The following is a 19,124-nucleotide window of genomic DNA, read 5'->3' on the forward strand; positions in this document are numbered from 1 at the left end:
CGGTAACGTGAAACCAAGGCTTTTTCGATCAAGTTGGCCGTCCTGACCGTCCCCTCACTTCCCCAACATAGCCTTGAGATACCCGCCAGTATAACTCGCCTTGACCGCAGCCACCGCCTCCGGCGTCCCCTGCGCAACAACCTCCCCGCCCCGCACACCGCCGCCCGGCCCAAGGTCCAGCACCCAGTCCGCCACCTTGATCACGTCGAGATTGTGCTCGATCACCACCACCGAATTGCCCTGGTCCACCAACCGTTGCAGCACCTCCAGCAGTTTGCGGACGTCTTCGAAATGCAGGCCGGTGGTCGGCTCGTCGAGGATATAGAGCGTTTGCCCGGTGCTGCGGCGGCTGAGTTCCTTGGCGAGTTTGACCCGCTGCGCCTCGCCCCCCGATAGCGTGGTCGCCTGCTGGCCGACCTTGACATAGCCCAGCCCCACCTCGTTCAGCATGTGCATCTTGTCACGGATGGGGGGCACGGCCTTGAAGAAGCCCTCCGCATCCTCGATCGTCATGTCCAGCACATCGGCGATGGAGTGGCCCTTGAACTTCACCTCCAGCGTTTCGCGGTTGTAGCGTTTGCCGCCGCATTCCTCGCACGTCACATAGACATCGGGCAGGAAGTGCATTTCGATCTTGATCAGCCCGTCGCCCTGGCACGCCTCGCACCGGCCGCCCTTGACGTTGAAGCTGAAGCGGCCCGGCTTGTACCCGCGCATCTGGCTTTCGGGCAGGCCCGCGAACCAGTCCCGGATATTGGTGAAGGCGCCGGTATAGGTCGCCGGGTTGCTGCGCGGGGTGCGGCCGATGGGCGACTGGTCGATCTCGATCACCTTGTCGCAATATTCCAGCCCGGTCACCTTGTCATGCGGCCCGGCGATAATGCGCGCGCCGTTCAGCGAGCGCGCGGCGGAGGCATAGAGCGTGTCGATGGTGAAGGACGACTTGCCGCTGCCCGATACGCCGGTGATGCAGGTGAAGGTGCCCAGCGGGATCGATGCGGTGACGTTCTGCAAATTGTTGGCGCGCGCGCCGTGGACGGTCAGCTGGTGGCCATTGCCCTTGCGCCGCTTGGCCGGGATGGCGATTTCGCGCGTGCCGTTGAGATAGGCGGCGGTCAGGCTGCGCCTGGATTTGAGCACCTGTTTCAGCGTGCCCTGCGCCACCACCTCTCCCCCGTGGACGCCCGCACCGGGGCCGAGATCGACGACATGGTCCGCCTGGCGGATGGCGTCCTCGTCATGCTCCACCACGATTACCGTATTGCCCAGATCGCGCAGGCGTTTGAGCGTTTCCAGCAGCCGGTCGTTGTCACGCTGGTGCAGGCCGATGCTGGGTTCGTCGAGCACATAGAGCACGCCCGACAGCCCGCTGCCGATCTGCGAGGCGAGGCGGATGCGCTGGCTCTCGCCCCCGCTCAACGTGCCGCTGGTGCGGTCGAGGTTGAGATAGTCCAGCCCGACATTGTCGAGGAAGCCCAGCCGCTCGTTAATCTCTTTCAGGATGGCGCGGGCGATCTGCTGCTGCGTGGGGCTCAGCTGCGCCTCCAGCCCCAGGAACCACGCCTTGGCATCGGACACGCTCATCCGGGTGGGGCCGCTGATGTCGGTGGGGCCAGTGGCACTGGGGATCTTGACGCTGCGCGCCTTGTCGTTGAGCCGCGCTCCGCCGCAGGTCTCGCATGGCTGCGCAGTCTGGTACTTGGCCAGCTCCTCGCGCATCCAGGTGCTTTCGGTCTGCATCAGGCGGCGGCCCAGATTGCCGATCACCCCCTCGAAGCTCTTGCGCACGGTATATTGCTTGCGCCCGTCCTTGAAGGTGAGCGGGATCGCCTTGCCCTTGGTTCCGTACAGGATCGCATCGCGATGCTCCGCCGCCAGTTCTTCCCACGGGGTGGTGAGGTCGAAGCCGAACTCCTTGGCCAGACTGCCCAGCACCTGCATGTAATAGGGCGACGGCGGGTTCGACTTGGCCCACGGGACCACCGCGCCCTTCTTCAGCGTCAGCGCCGCGTTCGGCACGACCAGCTGCGGATCGAACAGCTGCTTCTCGCCCAGCCCGTCACAGGTCGAGCACGCCCCCTGAGGCGCGTTGAAGCTGAACAGCCGCGGCTCGATATCCTCCAGCGTGAAGCCGCTGACCGGGCAGGCGTATTTCTCGGAGAATACGATGCGATTGGCGGGCAGTCCTGCGCCCTTCATCGCGCCGCCGCTTTCCGCCTCGCTCTCGCGCCCGGGCACCACGCCTTCGGCCAGATCGACATAGGTCAATCCCTCGGCCAGCTTGAGTGCCTGTTCGAAACTGTCGGCGAGCCGCGTTTCCAGCCCCGGCTTCACCGCCAGCCGGTCCACCACCACTTCGATGTCATGTTTATACTTCTTGTCGAGCGCTGGCGCTTCCTCGATCGGATAGATCTCGCCATCAATGCGCACGCGGGTGAACCCGGCCTTCTGCCATTCGGCCAGTTCGCGCCGGTATTCGCCCTTGCGCCCGCGCACCACGGGGGCCAGCAGATAGAGCCGGGTTCCCTCAGGCAATTCCATCACCCGGTCGACCATGTTGGAGACCGTCTGCGCCTCGATCGGCAGGCCAGTGGCGGGCGAATACGGCACCCCCACCCGCGCCCACAGCAGCCGCATGTAATCGTAAATCTCCGTCACCGTCGCCACGGTCGAACGCGGATTGCGGCTGGTGGTCTTCTGCTCGATCGAGATCGCAGGAGACAACCCGTCGATATGCTCGACATCGGGCTTCTGCATCATCTCCAGAAACTGCCGCGCATAGGCGCTCAGGCTCTCGACATAGCGGCGCTGCCCCTCGGCATAGATGGTGTCGAACGCCAGGCTCGATTTGCCCGACCCCGACAGCCCGGTGATCACGATCAACGCATCACGCGGCAGATCGATATCGATACCCTTGAGATTGTGTTCCCGCGCACCGCGGACGGAGATTTTGGTAAGTGCCATGATGGAGCGGTGTTCCGGTTTCGTTCGCCAAAGTCAAGCGGAGGGTGTCAAGGCCGATGGCCAGCATGGCCTTCTGCGAAATTCAAGTGGTAACGCAAAGGCATTTGCGCAACGTCTGCTGCCGAGACGGCATGGGGGGTGACTTCATTTTCCTGCGAAGCTCACGCGGGGCAAATGTGGATGGCGGGCTCGGTATCGACACGTTGGTGTTGGATATGCTTGGTTCGGTCGATGGATTGACTGCAGATTTCACGGGGTTGAACAGGTTTAATCCAAGTTTCATATCCATCCTTGGCGATGGCACGATGAGCGATGTCGAGTGGTTATTCAACACGATCTATTTGTCAGATGGGGATGATACCATAACCCTTCCTGCCATTTCGGCGGATGCGTATTACCATGGCGGTGATCCGGTTATCGTTTATCTGGCGGCCGGAAATGATTATCTGATAGGTGGCGATGCGTCCGAATATTTCCACGCCGGCTGGGGCGACGATATTGTTTCCGCAGGTGACGGCGACGATTTCATTTACGGCGATGTTAGTGCTTTTCAGGACCCGGGGCTGAATCAGTTCGGGAATGATATTCTGTTTGGCGACGGGGGTAATGATTTCATTTTCGGAGACCGCGGGGATGACGCGCTGTATGGCGGAACCGGGAATGACGTCCTGTTGGGCGGTCAGGGCAATGATGCTCTTGAAGGTGGAGAAGGCGATGACGACCTGTCCGGCGGAACGGGTGACGATTTCCTTTATGATGTTTTCGGACAGAACACGATTGATGGTGGAGCAGGAACCGACACCGTTTCGTTCTACGACAATTTCGGATTTTACGACGAGGAAATCTATGTATCGCTGATAGACGGCCTCGCTTACTCCCTGACTTCTACCAATTTTCAAAACACTTTGGAAAATATCGAGAATATCTTCGGCAGCGATGCGTTTAACGGCGATTATTTGATCGGAGACGACAATGCCAATTTCATAGTCGGTCTTGGAGGCCATGACACGATCTACGGTCTTGGCGGAAATGACCTCCTCGCAGGCGGCGAGGAGTCCGACTATATCGATGGCGGGGACGGCATCGACACCGCGACGTATGAAGATGCCAGTTCCGGCGTCACCGTTTCGCTGCTGCTCCAGGGATCATCGCAAGACACCGGAGCGCTGGGTTTCGGCACCCTTGTATCGATAGAAAACCTGACAGGATCCTCTTACGATGATACGTTGGTTGGTGATGGCGATAACAATGTCCTGAGGGGTATGCTTGGCGACGATACGCTGTTTGGCAATGCTGGCGATGACATCCTTGACGGCGGTGGCGGCGCGGATGATCTGCGCGGCGGATCGGGGAATGATGAAATCCTTGGCCGATTTGGCGACGACACGCTGAACGGCGGCAGCGGTGATGGTTACCTCTCCGGTGACGAGGGCAATGACACGCTTCGCGGCGGGGTGGGCATTGATACATTGGTCGGCGGCGCTGATGACGATCTGTATTTCATGCGGGATATGAATGATATCATCATCGAGGATGCCGGTGGCGGTATCGATGAGGTTCGTGCCGTTGGCACCAGCTTTACACTGGGCGACAATCTGGAGACGCTGCGGCTGTTTGCCGGGGCCAATGATGGTACCGGCAATGCGCTCGACAATACAATTGCCGGATCAAACCTCGACAATGTTCTGAGAGGTCTGGCAGGCGACGACAATCTGCGCGGCAATGGCGGTCATGACACCTTGATCGGCGGTGCGGGCAATGATCTGCTGGTGGGCGGTGTCGGGACCGACACGCTGACCGGCAATGTCGGAGCGGACCGCTTTATCTTCACTGATCTGGGTGACAGCACGGTCGGCTTTCAGAACGCCGATACAATCACCGACTTCAGCCGAGTGGATGGTGACCGCATCCAGCTGTTCCAGATCGATGCGATTGCTGGCGGTGCCAATGATGACTTCACTTTCATCGGCGACGCTGCCTTCAGCGGCACCGCGGGAGAGCTGCGTTACTCCTTCGATGGCAATGGCAACACCATCATCCGGATGGATGTCGATGGCGACAGCGTGAGCGATATGACGCTCCGCCTGACGGGCGAGATCGACCTCACTGAAAGCGATTTCATCGGCGCCTCAGCTAGCGGCGCGGCCAATGCGGCTCCGAAGGATTTCGAGATGATCCGGTTTGAGCCGGACGCCGCTATCGTGATGCACGAGTTCGCGTTTTAGGTCAGACACACAGCGGATACGTAGTCCCCCGCCGACCCTGCTCACCCGTTTACCGAATTTCCTCCCATCGCGCGGGGGAGATGGTAGACGGGTGCAACTTCATTGCAGGGGAATTGCATCATGAGTTTATTGAACACGCCCATCCGCAAGGTCAGCACAGGCCGCGGGGCCGTATCGGCGCTCGCGCTTATTATCGGGCTGGCCGCCGCGCCTGCCATGGCGCAGCAGGCTGCTGCGACCAGCGAGAACGGTGAAACTATTGTCGTCACCGGGCAGGCCAAGATTGGCGAATACGGCCTGGACCTGACCGCGCGCGATCTTACTGCCGATCCGGGCACCGACTTCGAACGCTATGCCTCGGGCGCGTGGATCGACCGGACCGAAATTCCCGGCGACCGGCCGTCTGTCGGGTCGTTCTACAACCTGCGCGAGGCGGTGCAGGAAGAGGTCAAGGGACTGATCACCGGCGCGCCCGCAGGTACGCAATATGGCGCGCTGTACACGTCATATATGGACGAACGCGCGATCGAGAGGGTCGGCCTGGCCCCGCTGAAGCGCGATCTGGCCGAAGTGCGCGGCATTTCGGACAAGAGCGAATTCGCGCGCTTTATGGGCGGCACCTATGACAGCTTTGGCATCACACTGTTTGGTGGATCGCCCTATGCCGATACCGACGACCCAACCATGAATGTCATGTGGCTGGGCCAGAGCGGCCTGGGGCTGCCGCAGAAGGATTATTACTTCAAGGACGATTACGCCAAGCAGCGCGGCGCTTACATGGATTATATCGAGCGCACGTTCCGAATGCTGGGCGTCAGCAATCCGCGCGAATCCGCCAGCCGGGTGATGACCTTTGAAACCTATGTCGCGGAACTCAGCTGGAATGCCGATGACCAGCGCGACATCGCCAAGATCAACAACCCGATGTCGACTGCGCAGTTGAAGACCTATGCCCCCGGTTTCGACTGGGCAGCGTTCTTCGGCGGTTATGGCGTGCCAGACCAGCAGCGCATGATCGTGAACGAAAACACTGCGATCCGCGCACTGGCCGGATTGTATGACGCGACCGATCTGGAGACTTTGAAGCTGTGGCAGCAGTTCCATGTCGCGCATCAGGCGGCGCCCTATCTGAACAAGGCGATGGTCGACAGCCGCTTTGCGTTCACCAGCACGCTGTCGGGCGTCAGCGAACAGCGCGCCCGGTGGAAGCGCGCAGTGGACACCGTTGATAGCTCGCTTGGCGAAGTGGTGGGCGAGGCTTATGTGGCCGAATACTTCCCGCCGGTCGCCAAGGCCAAGATGAACGATCTGGTGAAGAACGTGAAGCTGGCAATGGCCGACCGCATTCGCGGCAGCGAGTGGATGAGCGCCAAGACTCAGGATGCCGCGCTGGAAAAGCTGACGCGGATGGATGTCATGGTCGGCTATCCCGACGAATGGCGCGATTACAGCTCGCTGGCGATGACCCCGGCCAGCCTTTATGAAAACGCCGTCAACGCCACCAAGTTCAACGCCGATTACCAGATGAGCTTTCTGGGCAAGCCGGTCGATCGCAAGCTGTGGGGGATGAACCCGCAGACGGTGAACGCCTATAATGGCGGGCTTGAGAACAAGATGGTGTTCCCCGCCGGGATTCTGCAGGCGCCGTTCTTCGATCCCAATGCCGATGCGGCGGTCAATTACGGTGCAATTGGCGTGGTGATCGGCCATGAAATCAGCCACGGCTTCGATGATCAGGGCCGCAAAATCGACGCCGATGGCGCAGTGCGTGACTGGTGGACGGCGCAGGATGCGGAGCGGTTCGAGGCTGAAGCCGCCAAGTTCGGCGCGCAATATGCCGCTTTCGAAGTGGTGCCCGGCAGCTTCATCAATCCCGATCTGACAATGGGCGAGAACATCGCCGATCTGGCCGGGGTGCTGGTTGCCTATGACGCCTATAAGAAATCGCTTGGCGGCAGGGAGGCTCCGGTGATTGACGGGCTGACCGGCGATCAGCGCTTCTTCCTGGCCTATGCGCAGGTCTGGCGCAGCAAGGCGCGCGAGGATTCCCTGCGCAACCAGGTCACCACAGATCCGCACAGCCCCGCGCGCTATCGCACCATCGCGCCGCTACGCAATGTCGATGCCTGGTACGAGGCGTTCGGCGTTACCAGGGACGATCCGATGTATATCGCCCCAGCGGACCGCGCGCGAATTTGGTAATCTTAGGAACAGATTGGCCGGACCAGCGCTTGTAACAGGCGCTGGTCCGGTAACTTGCGCGCCCCCGGAAATGATTACCATCAGGCCTGATTTTGTTAACGAATTGTAGCTACATTACGGCGTGTAACCTGAACAAGAATTGGATTATCCTCCCGCCGTGCCAAGCGAGCGTACAGATTTTGACACATATGACGGTGCCGATCTGACATCGGTGGCGGATGATTATGCTGTCCAGCGAGAGATCGTGATTGCCATGCTTGAGCGGGAGCGACGGGCACTGACCTCCAGCCTGCTGGCGCTGTCTCTTCTTGCCGCCGCGATTGCCTTTCTTCCTGATCCACTGATGATGGCTGGCCTGTTGGCCGCGCGTACCGCATCTTTCCTGTTTACGCGCCATGCAGCCAGCAGGCTGGAGCGCAAGGTGAAAGCTAACCAGCCGCTGATGCGCGCACGGGGCATTCTGTTTGTCGCAATGGCATTTACCGGCATCACGCTTGGCTTGCTGCTCGTGCCACAGTCCCACGCCGCTCCACCTGCTGCGGTCGCAGCGATTCAACTTGTCGTGCTGGTGGCGGTTACACTAATCGCCGTAACGCTGGCGGCCCTGCCCCGCTCCCGCGATGCGATGCTGGTGTGTTTCTGGCTGACCGCCTGCGCGATTGTGATGCTGACGCCGGAAGCCTCTACGGGACTGGTGGCGGTCGTCACCATGCTGGTGATCGGCGTACGCACTTACAGTGCCAATACCGGCCACCACATCCTGAGCGCCGCCACGATAACTGTCGAAAATCGTCAGTTGAGTGAAGAGCTGGCCGAAGCACTGGCCCATGCCGAGTTCCTCAGCTGGCGCGATCCGCTGACCGGATTGTTCAACCGCCGTAAGCTGTTCGAAGTGACCCAGGCAGAGCGCTCGGTTACGCCGCGCTATCTGCTGATGATCGATCTCGACAAGTTCAAGACGATCAATGATCAGTTTGGCCATGCGGCGGGCGACCATGCGTTGATTGCGACTGCTGATGCCTTGCGCGCGTGGATGGATGACTTGCCCCGCGACGATCATCTCGCATTTCGGCTTGGCGGCGAAGAATTCCTGGTGATCGCCAAGGGATTGGACGACACTTCGGCAGCGTTGGCTGCGGAAGCCTTGCGATTCCGGCTGGCTGCCATCGGGAGTGAGATGACAGACTATCCCGACCTGCAGATCACCGCTTCGATCGGGCTTGCCGAATGGCGTTTCAGCGAGAAATTGGATGATGCCCTGCTGCGTGCCGATAATGCCTGTTTCGAAGCGAAGGGCCGCGGTCGCAATCAGGTCAAAAAGGCCGCTTGAACACGCAAATGGGCCACCAAGCGTTGCCGTGGGACGGCAGAACGTGGACCGAATAGCCCCCCTCATCCGTTGATCAGGTAACCAGTTCCACTTTGGCGACCGTGCGCAATCTGCGCAGGGGCAGTTTACCAAAACTTTTGGAACACCCTGAAATAATACGGAAGTTTCCACCTTATGCCTGCAATAACAGCGAACAGTCAGCACGATCCGACAACGCCCGCCGCCCGCAACCCTGCTTCCAAGCCAAAAACTGCCAATCTTGAAGCTTTGCTGGAGGACCTTAACCGGCCTCTCGATACGGTTGATTGGAAGCACACTTCGCTCAAGCCGGAGCAAGGCTCGCCGGTTAAGCGATTTCTGCGATCGTTGCGCCGTGAGCGTCAGCACCGCCGTGAGCTGAAGCGTGCTCGTATGGCGGCGCAGACTGCTTTCAACGTCAAGCCCCGCCTTTCAACGCGTAAGCGCGCAACGCTGATGCTTTCTACCGGCGCAGTTGGATTGGCGGCCTTTACCGGCCCGCCGCTCAAGCGTGACACGCCTGTCAATCAGTCCATGATGGAAATGGTGGAGAGCGATGTCGGCGTGCGAATGCCCGCTGCGCTGCTGAAGGCCAGCGACGACTTCAAAGGTGCCTTGGTCGAGGAAGAAGGCGTTCGTTATACAGTTTATCGCGATGTCGCTGGTTACCCCACCGTTGGCGTCGGCCATCTGATCGACGCTGGTGACAATCTGTCCGTGGGTGACCGCATCGACGAGGACCAGGTGATCCAGTTCCTTGAGAGCGATCTCGAGGAAGCCGAGCGCGGTGTTCGCCAATTGGCCGGTAATCTACCGCTGCATCAGCACGAATTCGATGCGCTGCTCGACCTCGTCTATAATGTCGGCATCGGCAATGTTTCCGAGCGCGAAAGCCCGCGCCTCAATGCGGCTATCGATGCCGGAGACTATGAGGGCATTGCCGCAGAGCTGACCTACAAACATGCGGCCGGCAAGGTTGCAAAGGGGCTGGAACACCGCAGTGATCGCCGCGCTAACATCTTCATGGAAGCCAATTACGAGGACACGCGAAGCTGACGCTTAGGTAGTTCCACCAAGCTGACACAAACTGCCCCATAACTACCGACGCTCCATTCAGGGTTTTCTGGATGGAGCGTTTTTTATGCGAATGGGCAAATTGGGGAGACCCGACAAGCGCGACGAGGCCTGGCGGGCCGAGCGCCGCAACGTCATTCTGGCATCCGTCGTCGCGACCGAGCATGGCGCCTTTGTCGCCAATATCGTCGCGTGGTTCTTCATTGCGATTGCCGCCTTTGCGATGCCAAATGCCGATGCTTTCGTGCTTCCGGTCATTGGTCGCCTGATTGCACTGTGTCTGAACACAGCGGCATTCCGGCATCTAGCCAAGTCGCTGCATGATGAACGTGCGAAACGCCTCGCGCTGCATCTGCTGAGCGGAGCATTAGCGCTGGGCGGCGCGAGCTGGGCGTTTCAGATTGCGCCCTTGATCCACGAGCCGACATTGCATCCCGCAGTGATTGTGGTGGGCGGCGGCAGCTTTGTTGCGGTCAGCCTGGTGCTGTCGATGGTCGGTTCGCTCAAAACGCAATCCTTTGCTTTCCTGACCGGGTTTTTAGCCACGTTGGCGGTAGCTCTGATGCATTCTCCGACGTCGATCGGCCTGCAAACGGGCACCGGGCTGGCGGGGATGTGTGCGGCAATTGTCTTCTATGCCAAGTCGGCCTCTCGCCAACGGTGGAATGCTGCCGAAATGCTGATCCAGAACCGGCGTCTTGGTGAAAGGCTGCAAAGTTCGCTGGATCGCGCGGAATATCTGTCCAAACATGATCCGCTGACCGGCCTTTATAACCGGCGCGCGCTGTTCGAAACCAATCTGATCGATCCCGAAGACAGCCGCCGCAAATATGCGCTGCTGGTCGATCTTGACCATTTCAAGCAACTCAATGACCAGTTTGGCCATGTCACGGGCGACCGGGTTCTGGTGGGCGTGGCCGAGACTTTTCGCGCTATCCTGCACAGGCTGCCCGGCAAAGGACACTTCGCCGTGCGGCTGGGGGGCGAGGAATTCGCCATCGTCCTTTCCGTGGGCAGCGAAGAACAGGCGCGCGTGCTGGCCGAACGGATCCGTTTCATGGTGGCGCTGGTGGCGGGGCGGATCGGATTGCAGGGCGCCAAGACCACCGCCTCAATCGGGCTCACCCACTTTGATCAGGGAGAGCGTATCGACGATGTTTTCAGCCGTGCCGATGCCGCGATGTATCGTGCCAAATCCAGCGGCCGCAACCAGGTGCGCGCCCACGCTGCCTGACCGCGCTCGCAAGGGATGCGCGGCCACATCTCTTGCGGTAGAGCGGGCCAATGAACCCGCGCCTGTTCCTTGCCCTGCGTCCCCCGCCCGAAGTGCGGGAAGGCTTGCTCGCCATCATGGGCGGAGTTGCGGGCGCACGCTGGCAGGATGATGCGCAATTGCATCTGACCCTGCGTTATCTTGGCGAGGTGGATATCGACGTAGCGGAAGATCTGGTTGACGCCTTTGTGCACCTGCGATTTGCCCCGCTTGATATCGCTCTGACCGGCACCGGGTGTTTTGAGCGCAAGGGCATCACGCACACCTTGTGGGCGGGCGTATTTCCGTCCCCGCAGCTGCTGGCGCTGCAAAGCCGGGCCGAACGCTGCTGCATCCGCGCCGGACTGCCGCCGGAGACGCGCAAATATGCGCCGCATGTCACGCTGGCACGGCTGAATGCCACAAGTGGTCCGGTGGCCCCGTTTTGTGCACGAACAATGGGGCAATCGCTTGGCGCATGGCGTGCGGATTCCTATATTCTGTATGAAAGCCATCTTCATCCCGGCGGTTCGCAATACGAGCTGGTTCGGGTCTATCGTGCAACCGAGTGACCATGCCCAACCCTCCTTTCCTTCCGCTGCTGCTGCCGACCATCCTCTTGATGGCGGCTGCGTGTTCCCCTGTGGACCAGTCCAAGGCGGAGCAGGTCACCGAGCAGCCCCCAGCACAAGCGCTTGCGGAAGGCCGGGCCGAGGATTGCCTGCTGATGGTCTGGTCCGACCAGACAGAGCGCGATGTCGAATTTGACCGCGCGCATGATCAGGTGGAGGGCGGCGCAATATCCTGCGCCACGGGCACCAGCCCCAGCCAGTTTGCCGCCGCGATCACATCCTTGCGCGAGGCGGCGCAGCGCGGTGACAAGGCGCGTATCCTGCAGGAAATGGGCATTCCGCTGCTATATATCGATGGTAATGGTGACCGGCGCGAACTTGAAGATCCCGAGACTGTCGAGGCGATTTTTGACGAGATTTTCGATCCGGCGATGATCGAAGTGCTCTCGCGCCTTGATCTGGCAGACATGACCGTTAACGAACAGGGCGGCTTTTTCGCGCTGGGCACAGTGTGGCTGGTGGTGGATGAACACGGCGGCCGCCCTCGGCTTGTAACGGTCAACCGGCAGGCGCTTGGAGACGCGGCAAAAGCTGCGCGCCGACAGGCTGAGCGGAACCGCGGCGAAGTCATACCGTTCGATAAACAGTAGAGCTGGCCCGACGGGCGGCACGGCGCGGCTTGCAACGCGCGCCGATCCGGTCTTCATGCGCCACACATAAGCTATTCCCCGCGCTGGCAGCCGCTTGGCCGCCTGACGCAAAAAGTCTGACTGGAGAGAATATGAAATCGCGAATTCTGGCGACCACCGCCCCGCTCGTACTGGGCACCGCCCTGCTGGCCGGGTGCACCACCACTCCCGGCGGCGAACCGATGGCCGAAGTCGCCAGCGCTGCTGCGATACCACAGGGCACCGGCTATTTCGCCAGCGACAGCACCCTGCCGTTCAAGACACCCGATTTCAGCAAGATCAGCGAAGATGATTACACGCCCGCCTTCGAACAGGGCATGGCGATCCAAAAGGCCGAAATACAGGCGATCATCGACAATCCGGCTGCTCCGACATTCTCCAACACCATTGTCGCACTGGAAAAATCCGGGCGGATGCTCGGCCGTGTCAGCCGCGTGTTTTATGCGCTGACGGGTCAGAACACGACCGACCGGCTTGACGCCATTGACGAGGAAATCAGCCCAAAGCTGACTGCGCATGGCGACTTCATAACGCTTAACCCGGCGCTCTTCGCCCGTGTGAAGGCGGTCTATGACAACCGCGCCGCAATGGCGATGACGGTCGAAGACGCCACTTTGCTGGAAGACACATACGAAGGCATGGTCCACGCCGGCGCAATGCTGAACGACAATCAGCGTGAGCGGGTGAAGGCGATCAATTCGCAGCTCTCCACGCTCACCACCAGCTTCAGCCAGCAGGTTCGCGACGCCACTGTCGATGGCGCGCTGATCGTCGATAGCCGCGCGCAGCTGGCCGGATTGTCCGCTGGCGAGATCCAGAGCGCAGCCGATCTGGCGGCGGAAAAGGGGATGCCGGGCAAGTTTGCGCTGGCACTGCAGAACACCACGCAGCAACCGCTGCTGCCCAGCCTGGAAAACCGCGAAGTGCGCGAACAGCTGTTCATGAACAGCTATCACCGCGCGGATAAGGGCGATGCCAATGACACCCGTGTGTTGCTGGCCAAGATCGCCACGCTGCGCGCCGAAAAGGCCGCACTGTTCGGTGCCCCGGACTGGGCGACCTATGCGATGTGGGACCGGATGGCGGAAAATCCCAAGACCGCGCTCGATTTCATGGGCCAGATGGTCCCCGCGCTCGCCGCAACGCAGCGGCGCGAGGCTGCCATGCTTAATCAGGCGATCAAGGCCGATGGCGGCGATTTCGCGGTCAAGCCGTGGGATTGGTATCGCTATGCCGACAAGGTGAAGCAGCAGCGCTATCAGCTCGATGACAATGAGGTGATGCAATATTTCCAGCTCGACAAGGTGCTGGAAGACGGCGTGTTCTACGCGGCGGGCAAACTGTACGGCCTGCGCTTCCAGCGCCGAACTGATCTGCCAGTCTATCACCCCGATGTGTGGACCTATACCGTGTTCGACCGTGATGGTTCGGAGCTGGGCCTGTTCTATTTCGACCCCTACCAGCGCCCGTCAAAGCGCGGCGGCGCATGGATGTCGAATTTCGTCGACCAGAGCAAATTGTGGAACACCAAGCCGGTGATCTACAATGTGCTCAACATTCCCAAAGCGCCCGAGGGCGAGGTCCAGCTGGTCAGCTTCGACAATGTGGGCACGCTGTTCCACGAATTTGGCCACGCGCTGCACGGCTTCTTCGCCAATCAGCAATATGAAAGCCTCTCTGGCACGGCAGTTGCGCGCGACTTTGTCGAATATCCCAGCCAGGTGAACGAGATGTGGGCGACCTATCCCGAGGTGCTGTCGAATTACGCCAAGCACCATGAGACTGGCGAAACCATCCCGCAGGCGCTGATCGACAAGATGGAAGCGGCGGGCAAGTTCAACCAGGGCTATGATTTTGGCGAAGTTGTCGAAGCCGCACTGCTCGATATGAAGTGGCACGCGCTGTCACCGCAGCAGGCCGCCGCCATCGACACGCCTGAGGAAGTGGATGCGTTCGAGCGCAAGTCGCTGACCGATCTGGGGCTGGAAATCGATCTGGTGCCGCCGCGTTATCGCAGCAGCTATTTCAACCACATCTTCAGCAACCCGACCGGCTACAGCTCGGGCTATTACAGCTATCTGTGGACCGAGATGCTGGACCGTGACAGCCGCAAATGGTTCATGGACAATGGCGGGCTGACCCGCGCCAATGGCGATCATTATCGCAAGACCGTGCTGAGCACGGGCGGGACGATGGACTATTTCAAGATGTTCCAGAATTTCGCCGGTCGCCAGCCCGATGTCACGCCGATGCTGGAAGCTCGCGGCCTGATCGGGAATGCCGATGCGATCGATGGCACTTCTGATGATGGCGGCGGTGCCGGCGCGCCAAACTGATTTAAGTCACCAAGGCCCGCTGGCCCGGTTCGCCGATCCAATGGGCCGCAACTTTCCAGACGCGCTCGATAATCTGTGTGTCGAGCGCGTCTTTACATGTGCCGTTGGCAGCAATCCGGCCACGGTCGAGCACCACCACATGGTCGGCATGGTTCATCGCCAATGCGAGGTCGTGCAGCACCAGCACCACGCCGGTCCCGCCATCGGCCGCAGCGCGCAGATGGCGCAGCAGGGCAAGCTGATGCGCAAGATCCAGTGCGGCGAGCGGTTCGTCGGCAAGGATCCACTCCGGCTCCCCCGCCAGCACCCGCGCCAGCAGCACGCGCGCAGTCTCCCCGCCCGACAGCGATTGCGCACGGCGGTCAGCCAGCGCGGTGATGTCGAGCGCCGTCATGGCGTCATCAACCGGCGCGCGATTGTTATCGCCATGCGGCATCCGCCCCAGCTCTACCAGGCTGCGTACGGGTACATCCCAAGCGATTTGCGCGGTCTGCGGCAAATAGCCCAGCCGCCGCCCGCGCTCATGCGGGGACAATGTTGCCAGCGGTGTCTCGCCAAGCAGAACCTTGCCTGTGTCGGGTTTCTCAAGTCCGGCCAGCAGATCAAGCAGCGTTGATTTGCCTGCTCCATTAGGCCCGCAAATCGCAGTGATGCGGCTCGGCTCAAGCGCCGAAGTGACATCATTCAGGCGGCCTGCCACCGACAGGTTTTTGGCAGTCAGCATCATGTCAGCCCCCGGCGCATACGCAGCAGCAACCACAGGAAGAACGGCGCGCCCAGCAGGCTTAATCCGATGCCCAGCCGCAATTCAGTGACCAGCGGCAACACGCGTACTGCGCTATCCGCCACCAGCACCAGCAATGCGCCTGCCAAAGCGCTCGGCACTATCAGCTGCGATGGTCGGCGATCAGTGAGCGGGCGGACCAAATGCGGCACGATCAGTCCGACAAAGCCGATGATCCCTGCCACTGCCACGCTGGCCCCCACGGTCAGACCCACGCCCATGATCAGCAGCCACAACAAGCGCCCCGGCTCCACCCCCAATGACCGCGCAACGGGTTCGCCCAGCGTCAAGGCGTCGAGCGATTTTCCGCTGCGCCACAGCAGGACGATCCCTGCCAGTACCAGCGGCGCGGCCAGCCACACTTCGCGCCAGCTGCGATCGGTCAGTGCGCCGTTCAGCCACATCACAATCTCGCTCATCGCAAAGGCGTTGGGTGCCATCGAAATCGCCAGCGCGGTGAGCGCTCCGGCAAGGCTGGCCACCATCAGGCCGGCCAGAGTGAACAGCGCGATGCCTCCAGTCCGGCCCGCTATCGCCGCCAGCAAAGCCATTGCCCCGCCCGCTCCGATCAGCGCGAAGAGAGGCAGCAACCATGGGCTGGCAGTGAAGCCAAACCACAGCGCCACCACCGCCCCCAAGGCTGCGCCGGGTGCGATGCCGAACAGACCCGGATCGGCCAGCGGATTGCGCAGATAGCCTTGCATCGCCGCCCCGCTCGCCCCCAGCCCCGCACCCACGATCAGCGCCAGCACACTACGCGGCAGACGCAATTGGGCCAGGATCAGCGCGGCGTTGGGCGTGCTCGCGGGATCGAGCCAGACGCGGCCCGCCAGAAGCGACAGCGGGAAGGCCAGCGCCAGCAGCGCCAGCAGGATCAGCACTGCGCGGCTCATGATACAGACTGCCGGATTGCCGCCAGCCGGTGCGCCGCGCGGATGATGGTCGGCCCGCCGCAATAGAGCAGTTGCGTATCGAAATGCTCGCGCCGCACCTGCGGCAATTTGTCCAACACTGGATGGCGCTGCCCTGCCTCGCTTCCCGCGACCAGCAGCACTTGCGGCGGATCGGCGGCCACTTGCTCCAGCGCCAGAAAATCGGCCTGCGCCATGCCGCGCATCATACTGAGGCTGGAAAAACCCGTGCGCTCCAGCAATTCGCTGACCAGCGCAGCTTCGCCCGGCACAATTCCGCCGGGCTGCCACAGCACAGCCGACACCGGTGGCCCGCCCGCGCTACCCGCAGCTTTCAGCGCCGCTTCGATCCGTCCAACCAGCCGCTCACCGGCCGCGGCATCGCCCGCCAGCGCGGCAAGCTCGCGCACTTGCGCCTCGCTCTCCGCGACTGTTCCTGCCATGCCAAATGTGACCACGCGGATGCCAAGATTCTCCAACGCCGCGCGCGTTGCCGGGGGGATGAAACTGCCCGCCACCACCACATCGGGGGCCAGCGCCAGCACTTCCTCGACCGTACCGCCCGTAGCGGCAAAGCCCTGCGCAACCCGCGCCTCCATTGAGGTTGAGCGCGGGTCCTTGCTGTAATGCGAAATTGCCAGCAATTGCCCCGGCGCCGCCACCTCCGCCAATATCGCATCGGTGCACGGGTTGAGGCTGACGATGGTGGGCTGCGCCGGATTGGCAGGCGGAGCGGATGCCGGGGCGCTGCAACCGGACAGAAGCAGTGCTCCTGCCAGCAAGGCCCCGGCGCAGCGGCGCATCACATTGCCGCCCTCACCCCGATAAACGCCCCGCGGCCCGGCGAGGCATAGCCCGCAGCGGTCTGGTAATTCTCGGCGAACAGGTTCTCGACCCGGCCAAACACTTCGAAAACGTCGCTGACAGGCATGGCGGCGCGCAGGTCGAATACGGCATAATTGTCCAGCCGGATCGAATTGGCGGCATTGTCGAAACTGTCCGATACCAGCCGCAGATCAGCGCCCAGTCGCAGTCCGAAAGCAGCCTCGTAATCCGCGAACAGCGTGGCGCTATGGCGCGGCCTGCGGGCAAGTTCATTGCCGGAAATACGGTCTTCGGCATCAATCAGGCTATACACTGCAGACAGCCGGAAGCCCTCGGCAACTGCGATGCCAGCCTCGGCCTCGATACCTTGCGCGCGGGCGCTGGCGGTGTTGGCATAGGTGCCGAACGGACGATCGGTGCACAGCCCGCCGGTCGCGCCGAAGCACGACACGAAGGCTATCAGATCGGCGCTGTCACGCCGGAATGCAGTGAGGGCAAGATGGGTGCCGCGGCCACGCTGCCCCTGTTCAATTCCGATATCGAAGCTGGTGCTTTCTTCGGGACGGAGACGCGGATTGCCGAAATCGGACAGCAGCTGAAACAGTGTCGGGGCCTTGAACCCCTCACCGACACTGGCGCGCACCCGCCAATCGCTGCCCAGCCCATAGCTGACATCCGCGCCAAAGCTGGTCTTGGTACCGAAGATATCGTGATCATCGATCCGCGAACCGATGTGTGCGGCCAGCCGGCCCATCACCCAGCCAAGCTGGACATAGGCACCGCTGATCCCGGTTTCCTCACGCGCGTTGAAGCTGGTGGAATAGGCCGTCCATTCCCGCTCGCCGCCGAACGCCACCGACAATCCGCCCAGCACACGGTATTCTCCGCGTAATTGCACCCGCTCGGAATGACCGTCGCTGGCGAAAGTCGGTGCGCTACCGGCGGCGGGGTCGAAATTGTCACGCTCGGTATCGGCCATCGAATAGGCAGCGCGCAGCGTCAGGTCATTGCCGTAATATGCAAAGCCCACATCGCCCCACAGGCGGCGGGTGTCCTGTGTCTCGGCGGTGTCGCCCAGCGTGAAACTTGGCGCGGCAAAACCGTCGATGTCGAGAGTGCCTTCACTCCAATTGGCATGAGCGAACACTTCGAGCTGGTCGGTGACATCGGCAAAGACACTGCCGCCCAGCGCGAATTGTTCAAAGCCATCCGGCTCGGTGCCATTGGCCGCTGCGGAGAAGCCATCAGTGGCGAACCACGATCCTGTAAGGCCAAGCGCCAAAGCGCCTGTTTCCAGCCCGCCCGCCGCCTGTGCAAAGCGCGTATCGCGCGCGCCATATTCGAAGCTTCCCTGTACGCCGCTGCCGCCGCATGTCGCAATATCGAGCACGCCGCCAATCGCGTCAGACCCCCAGATCGTGCTGTTGGAACCGCGCAGCAAGTCGAGCTTGCCGACAGTCCCGGTGAGCAGATTGCCGAAGTCGAAACCGCCCGAAGGCGAGGCCGGGTCCGCGACCCGAACGCCATCGACCAGCACCAGCAATTGCTCGGCATTCGCCCCGCGCAAGTTCACGCCGGTAAAGCTGCCCGCGCCGCCATTGCGCGACAGGCTGAGGCCCGGTGTGCGTTGCAGCACGCGGGTAATATCAGCGCCCTGCACCTGCTCGATTTCTTTACGGTCGATCACGACCACTGCTTGGCCGGTGCTCTGGATGGTTGTGCCAAGCCCTGTGGCTGTCACGGTAATCGTGGCCGCGTCCAAGGTGACGGGCTGCGTAGCCCGGCCATCGGGCAGTTCCACAGGCTGCCGCGCCGCATCCTGCCGCTCGACAATTTCAGCGAGCGCGGCCTCAGCAGGATCAGAATCGGCCGATTGCGCGGCAGCGACGCCGGGCAATGCGGACGCGGTGAGAAACAACAGAAATTTATACATGGGGCCTCC

The 19,124-nt window shown here is 61.5% G+C and carries 13 protein-coding genes; 8 read left to right on the top strand and 5 right to left on the bottom strand.

From position 1 onward, the window contains the following. Positions 1 to 54: 54 nt before the first annotated feature. Complete coding sequence (gene uvrA, locus FEV51_RS03135; RefSeq protein ID WP_138615786.1) at positions 55 to 2,964, bottom strand: excinuclease ABC subunit UvrA; 2,910 nt, start codon at positions 2,962 to 2,964, stop codon at positions 55 to 57. 131 nt (positions 2,965 to 3,095) lie between these two features. On the opposite strand from uvrA, the gene FEV51_RS03140 reads away from it, so the two are divergent. The 8 genes from FEV51_RS03140 (at position 3,096) to FEV51_RS03175 (ending at position 14,662) form a co-directional block, all read left to right on the top strand. After that, the gene (locus FEV51_RS03140; RefSeq protein ID WP_281281591.1) at positions 3,096 to 5,189 is read left to right on the top strand and encodes a calcium-binding protein; all 2,094 of its coding nucleotides are present in this window, start codon (positions 3,096 to 3,098) and stop codon (positions 5,187 to 5,189) included. Positions 5,190 to 5,309: 120 nt separating this feature from the next. After that, the gene (locus FEV51_RS03145; RefSeq protein WP_138615790.1) at positions 5,310 to 7,391 is read left to right on the top strand and encodes a M13 family metallopeptidase; all 2,082 of its coding nucleotides are present in this window, start codon (positions 5,310 to 5,312) and stop codon (positions 7,389 to 7,391) included. Between the two features lie 139 nt (positions 7,392 to 7,530). Then, positions 7,531 to 8,721: a GGDEF domain-containing protein gene (locus FEV51_RS13390; RefSeq protein ID WP_138615792.1), complete on the top strand. Its 1,191-nt coding sequence runs from the start codon at positions 7,531 to 7,533 to the stop codon at positions 8,719 to 8,721. A 174-nt stretch (positions 8,722 to 8,895) separates the two neighbouring features. Further along, a complete protein-coding gene (locus FEV51_RS03155; RefSeq protein WP_246034407.1) occupies positions 8,896 to 9,795 on the top strand; it encodes a lysozyme in 900 nt (299 codons plus the stop codon). 85 nt (positions 9,796 to 9,880) lie between these two features. After that, positions 9,881 to 11,047 (top strand): GGDEF domain-containing protein, encoded by a 1,167-nt coding sequence (locus tag FEV51_RS03160; RefSeq protein WP_138615794.1) that lies wholly within the window; start codon positions 9,881 to 9,883, stop codon positions 11,045 to 11,047. 50 nt (positions 11,048 to 11,097) lie between these two features. Next, entirely contained in the window at positions 11,098 to 11,637 is a 540-nt protein-coding gene (gene thpR / locus FEV51_RS03165) for an RNA 2',3'-cyclic phosphodiesterase (RefSeq protein ID WP_138615796.1), read from the top strand. Positions 11,638 to 11,639: 2 nt separating this feature from the next. After that, complete coding sequence (locus FEV51_RS03170) at positions 11,640 to 12,287, top strand: hypothetical protein (RefSeq protein WP_138615798.1); 648 nt, start codon at positions 11,640 to 11,642, stop codon at positions 12,285 to 12,287. Positions 12,288 to 12,418: 131 nt separating this feature from the next. After that, positions 12,419 to 14,662 carry a M3 family metallopeptidase gene (locus FEV51_RS03175; protein ID WP_138615800.1) on the top strand — a complete coding sequence of 748 codons (2,244 nt, stop codon included), beginning with the start codon at positions 12,419 to 12,421 and terminating at the stop codon, positions 14,660 to 14,662. Position 14,663: 1 nt separating this feature from the next. Here FEV51_RS03175 and FEV51_RS03180 read toward each other — a convergent pair whose 3' ends face one another. From FEV51_RS03180 to FEV51_RS03195, 4 genes are read right to left on the bottom strand one after another with little or no spacing between them, the layout of a single operon-like run. After that, entirely contained in the window at positions 14,664 to 15,389 is a 726-nt protein-coding gene (locus FEV51_RS03180) for an ABC transporter ATP-binding protein (protein WP_246034408.1), read from the bottom strand. Beyond that, complete coding sequence (locus tag FEV51_RS03185) at positions 15,386 to 16,339, bottom strand: FecCD family ABC transporter permease (protein ID WP_171033020.1); 954 nt, start codon at positions 16,337 to 16,339, stop codon at positions 15,386 to 15,388. Before FEV51_RS03185 ends, FEV51_RS03180 begins: the two co-directional genes overlap by 4 nt. Continuing rightward, on the bottom strand, positions 16,336 to 17,160 hold the full coding sequence (locus FEV51_RS03190) for an ABC transporter substrate-binding protein (RefSeq protein ID WP_138616375.1): 825 nt from the start codon (positions 17,158 to 17,160) through the stop codon (positions 16,336 to 16,338). The genes FEV51_RS03185 and FEV51_RS03190 overlap by 4 nt, the downstream gene beginning before the upstream one ends. Next, a complete protein-coding gene (locus tag FEV51_RS03195; protein WP_138615802.1) occupies positions 17,160 to 19,115 on the bottom strand; it encodes a TonB-dependent receptor plug domain-containing protein in 1,956 nt (651 codons plus the stop codon). The genes FEV51_RS03190 and FEV51_RS03195 overlap by 1 nt, the downstream gene beginning before the upstream one ends. Positions 19,116 to 19,124: the final 9 nt, after the last annotated feature.

The organism is Qipengyuania marisflavi, from assembly GCF_005884405.1.
GTDB classification, from domain to species: Bacteria; Pseudomonadota; Alphaproteobacteria; order Sphingomonadales; family Sphingomonadaceae; genus Qipengyuania; species Qipengyuania marisflavi.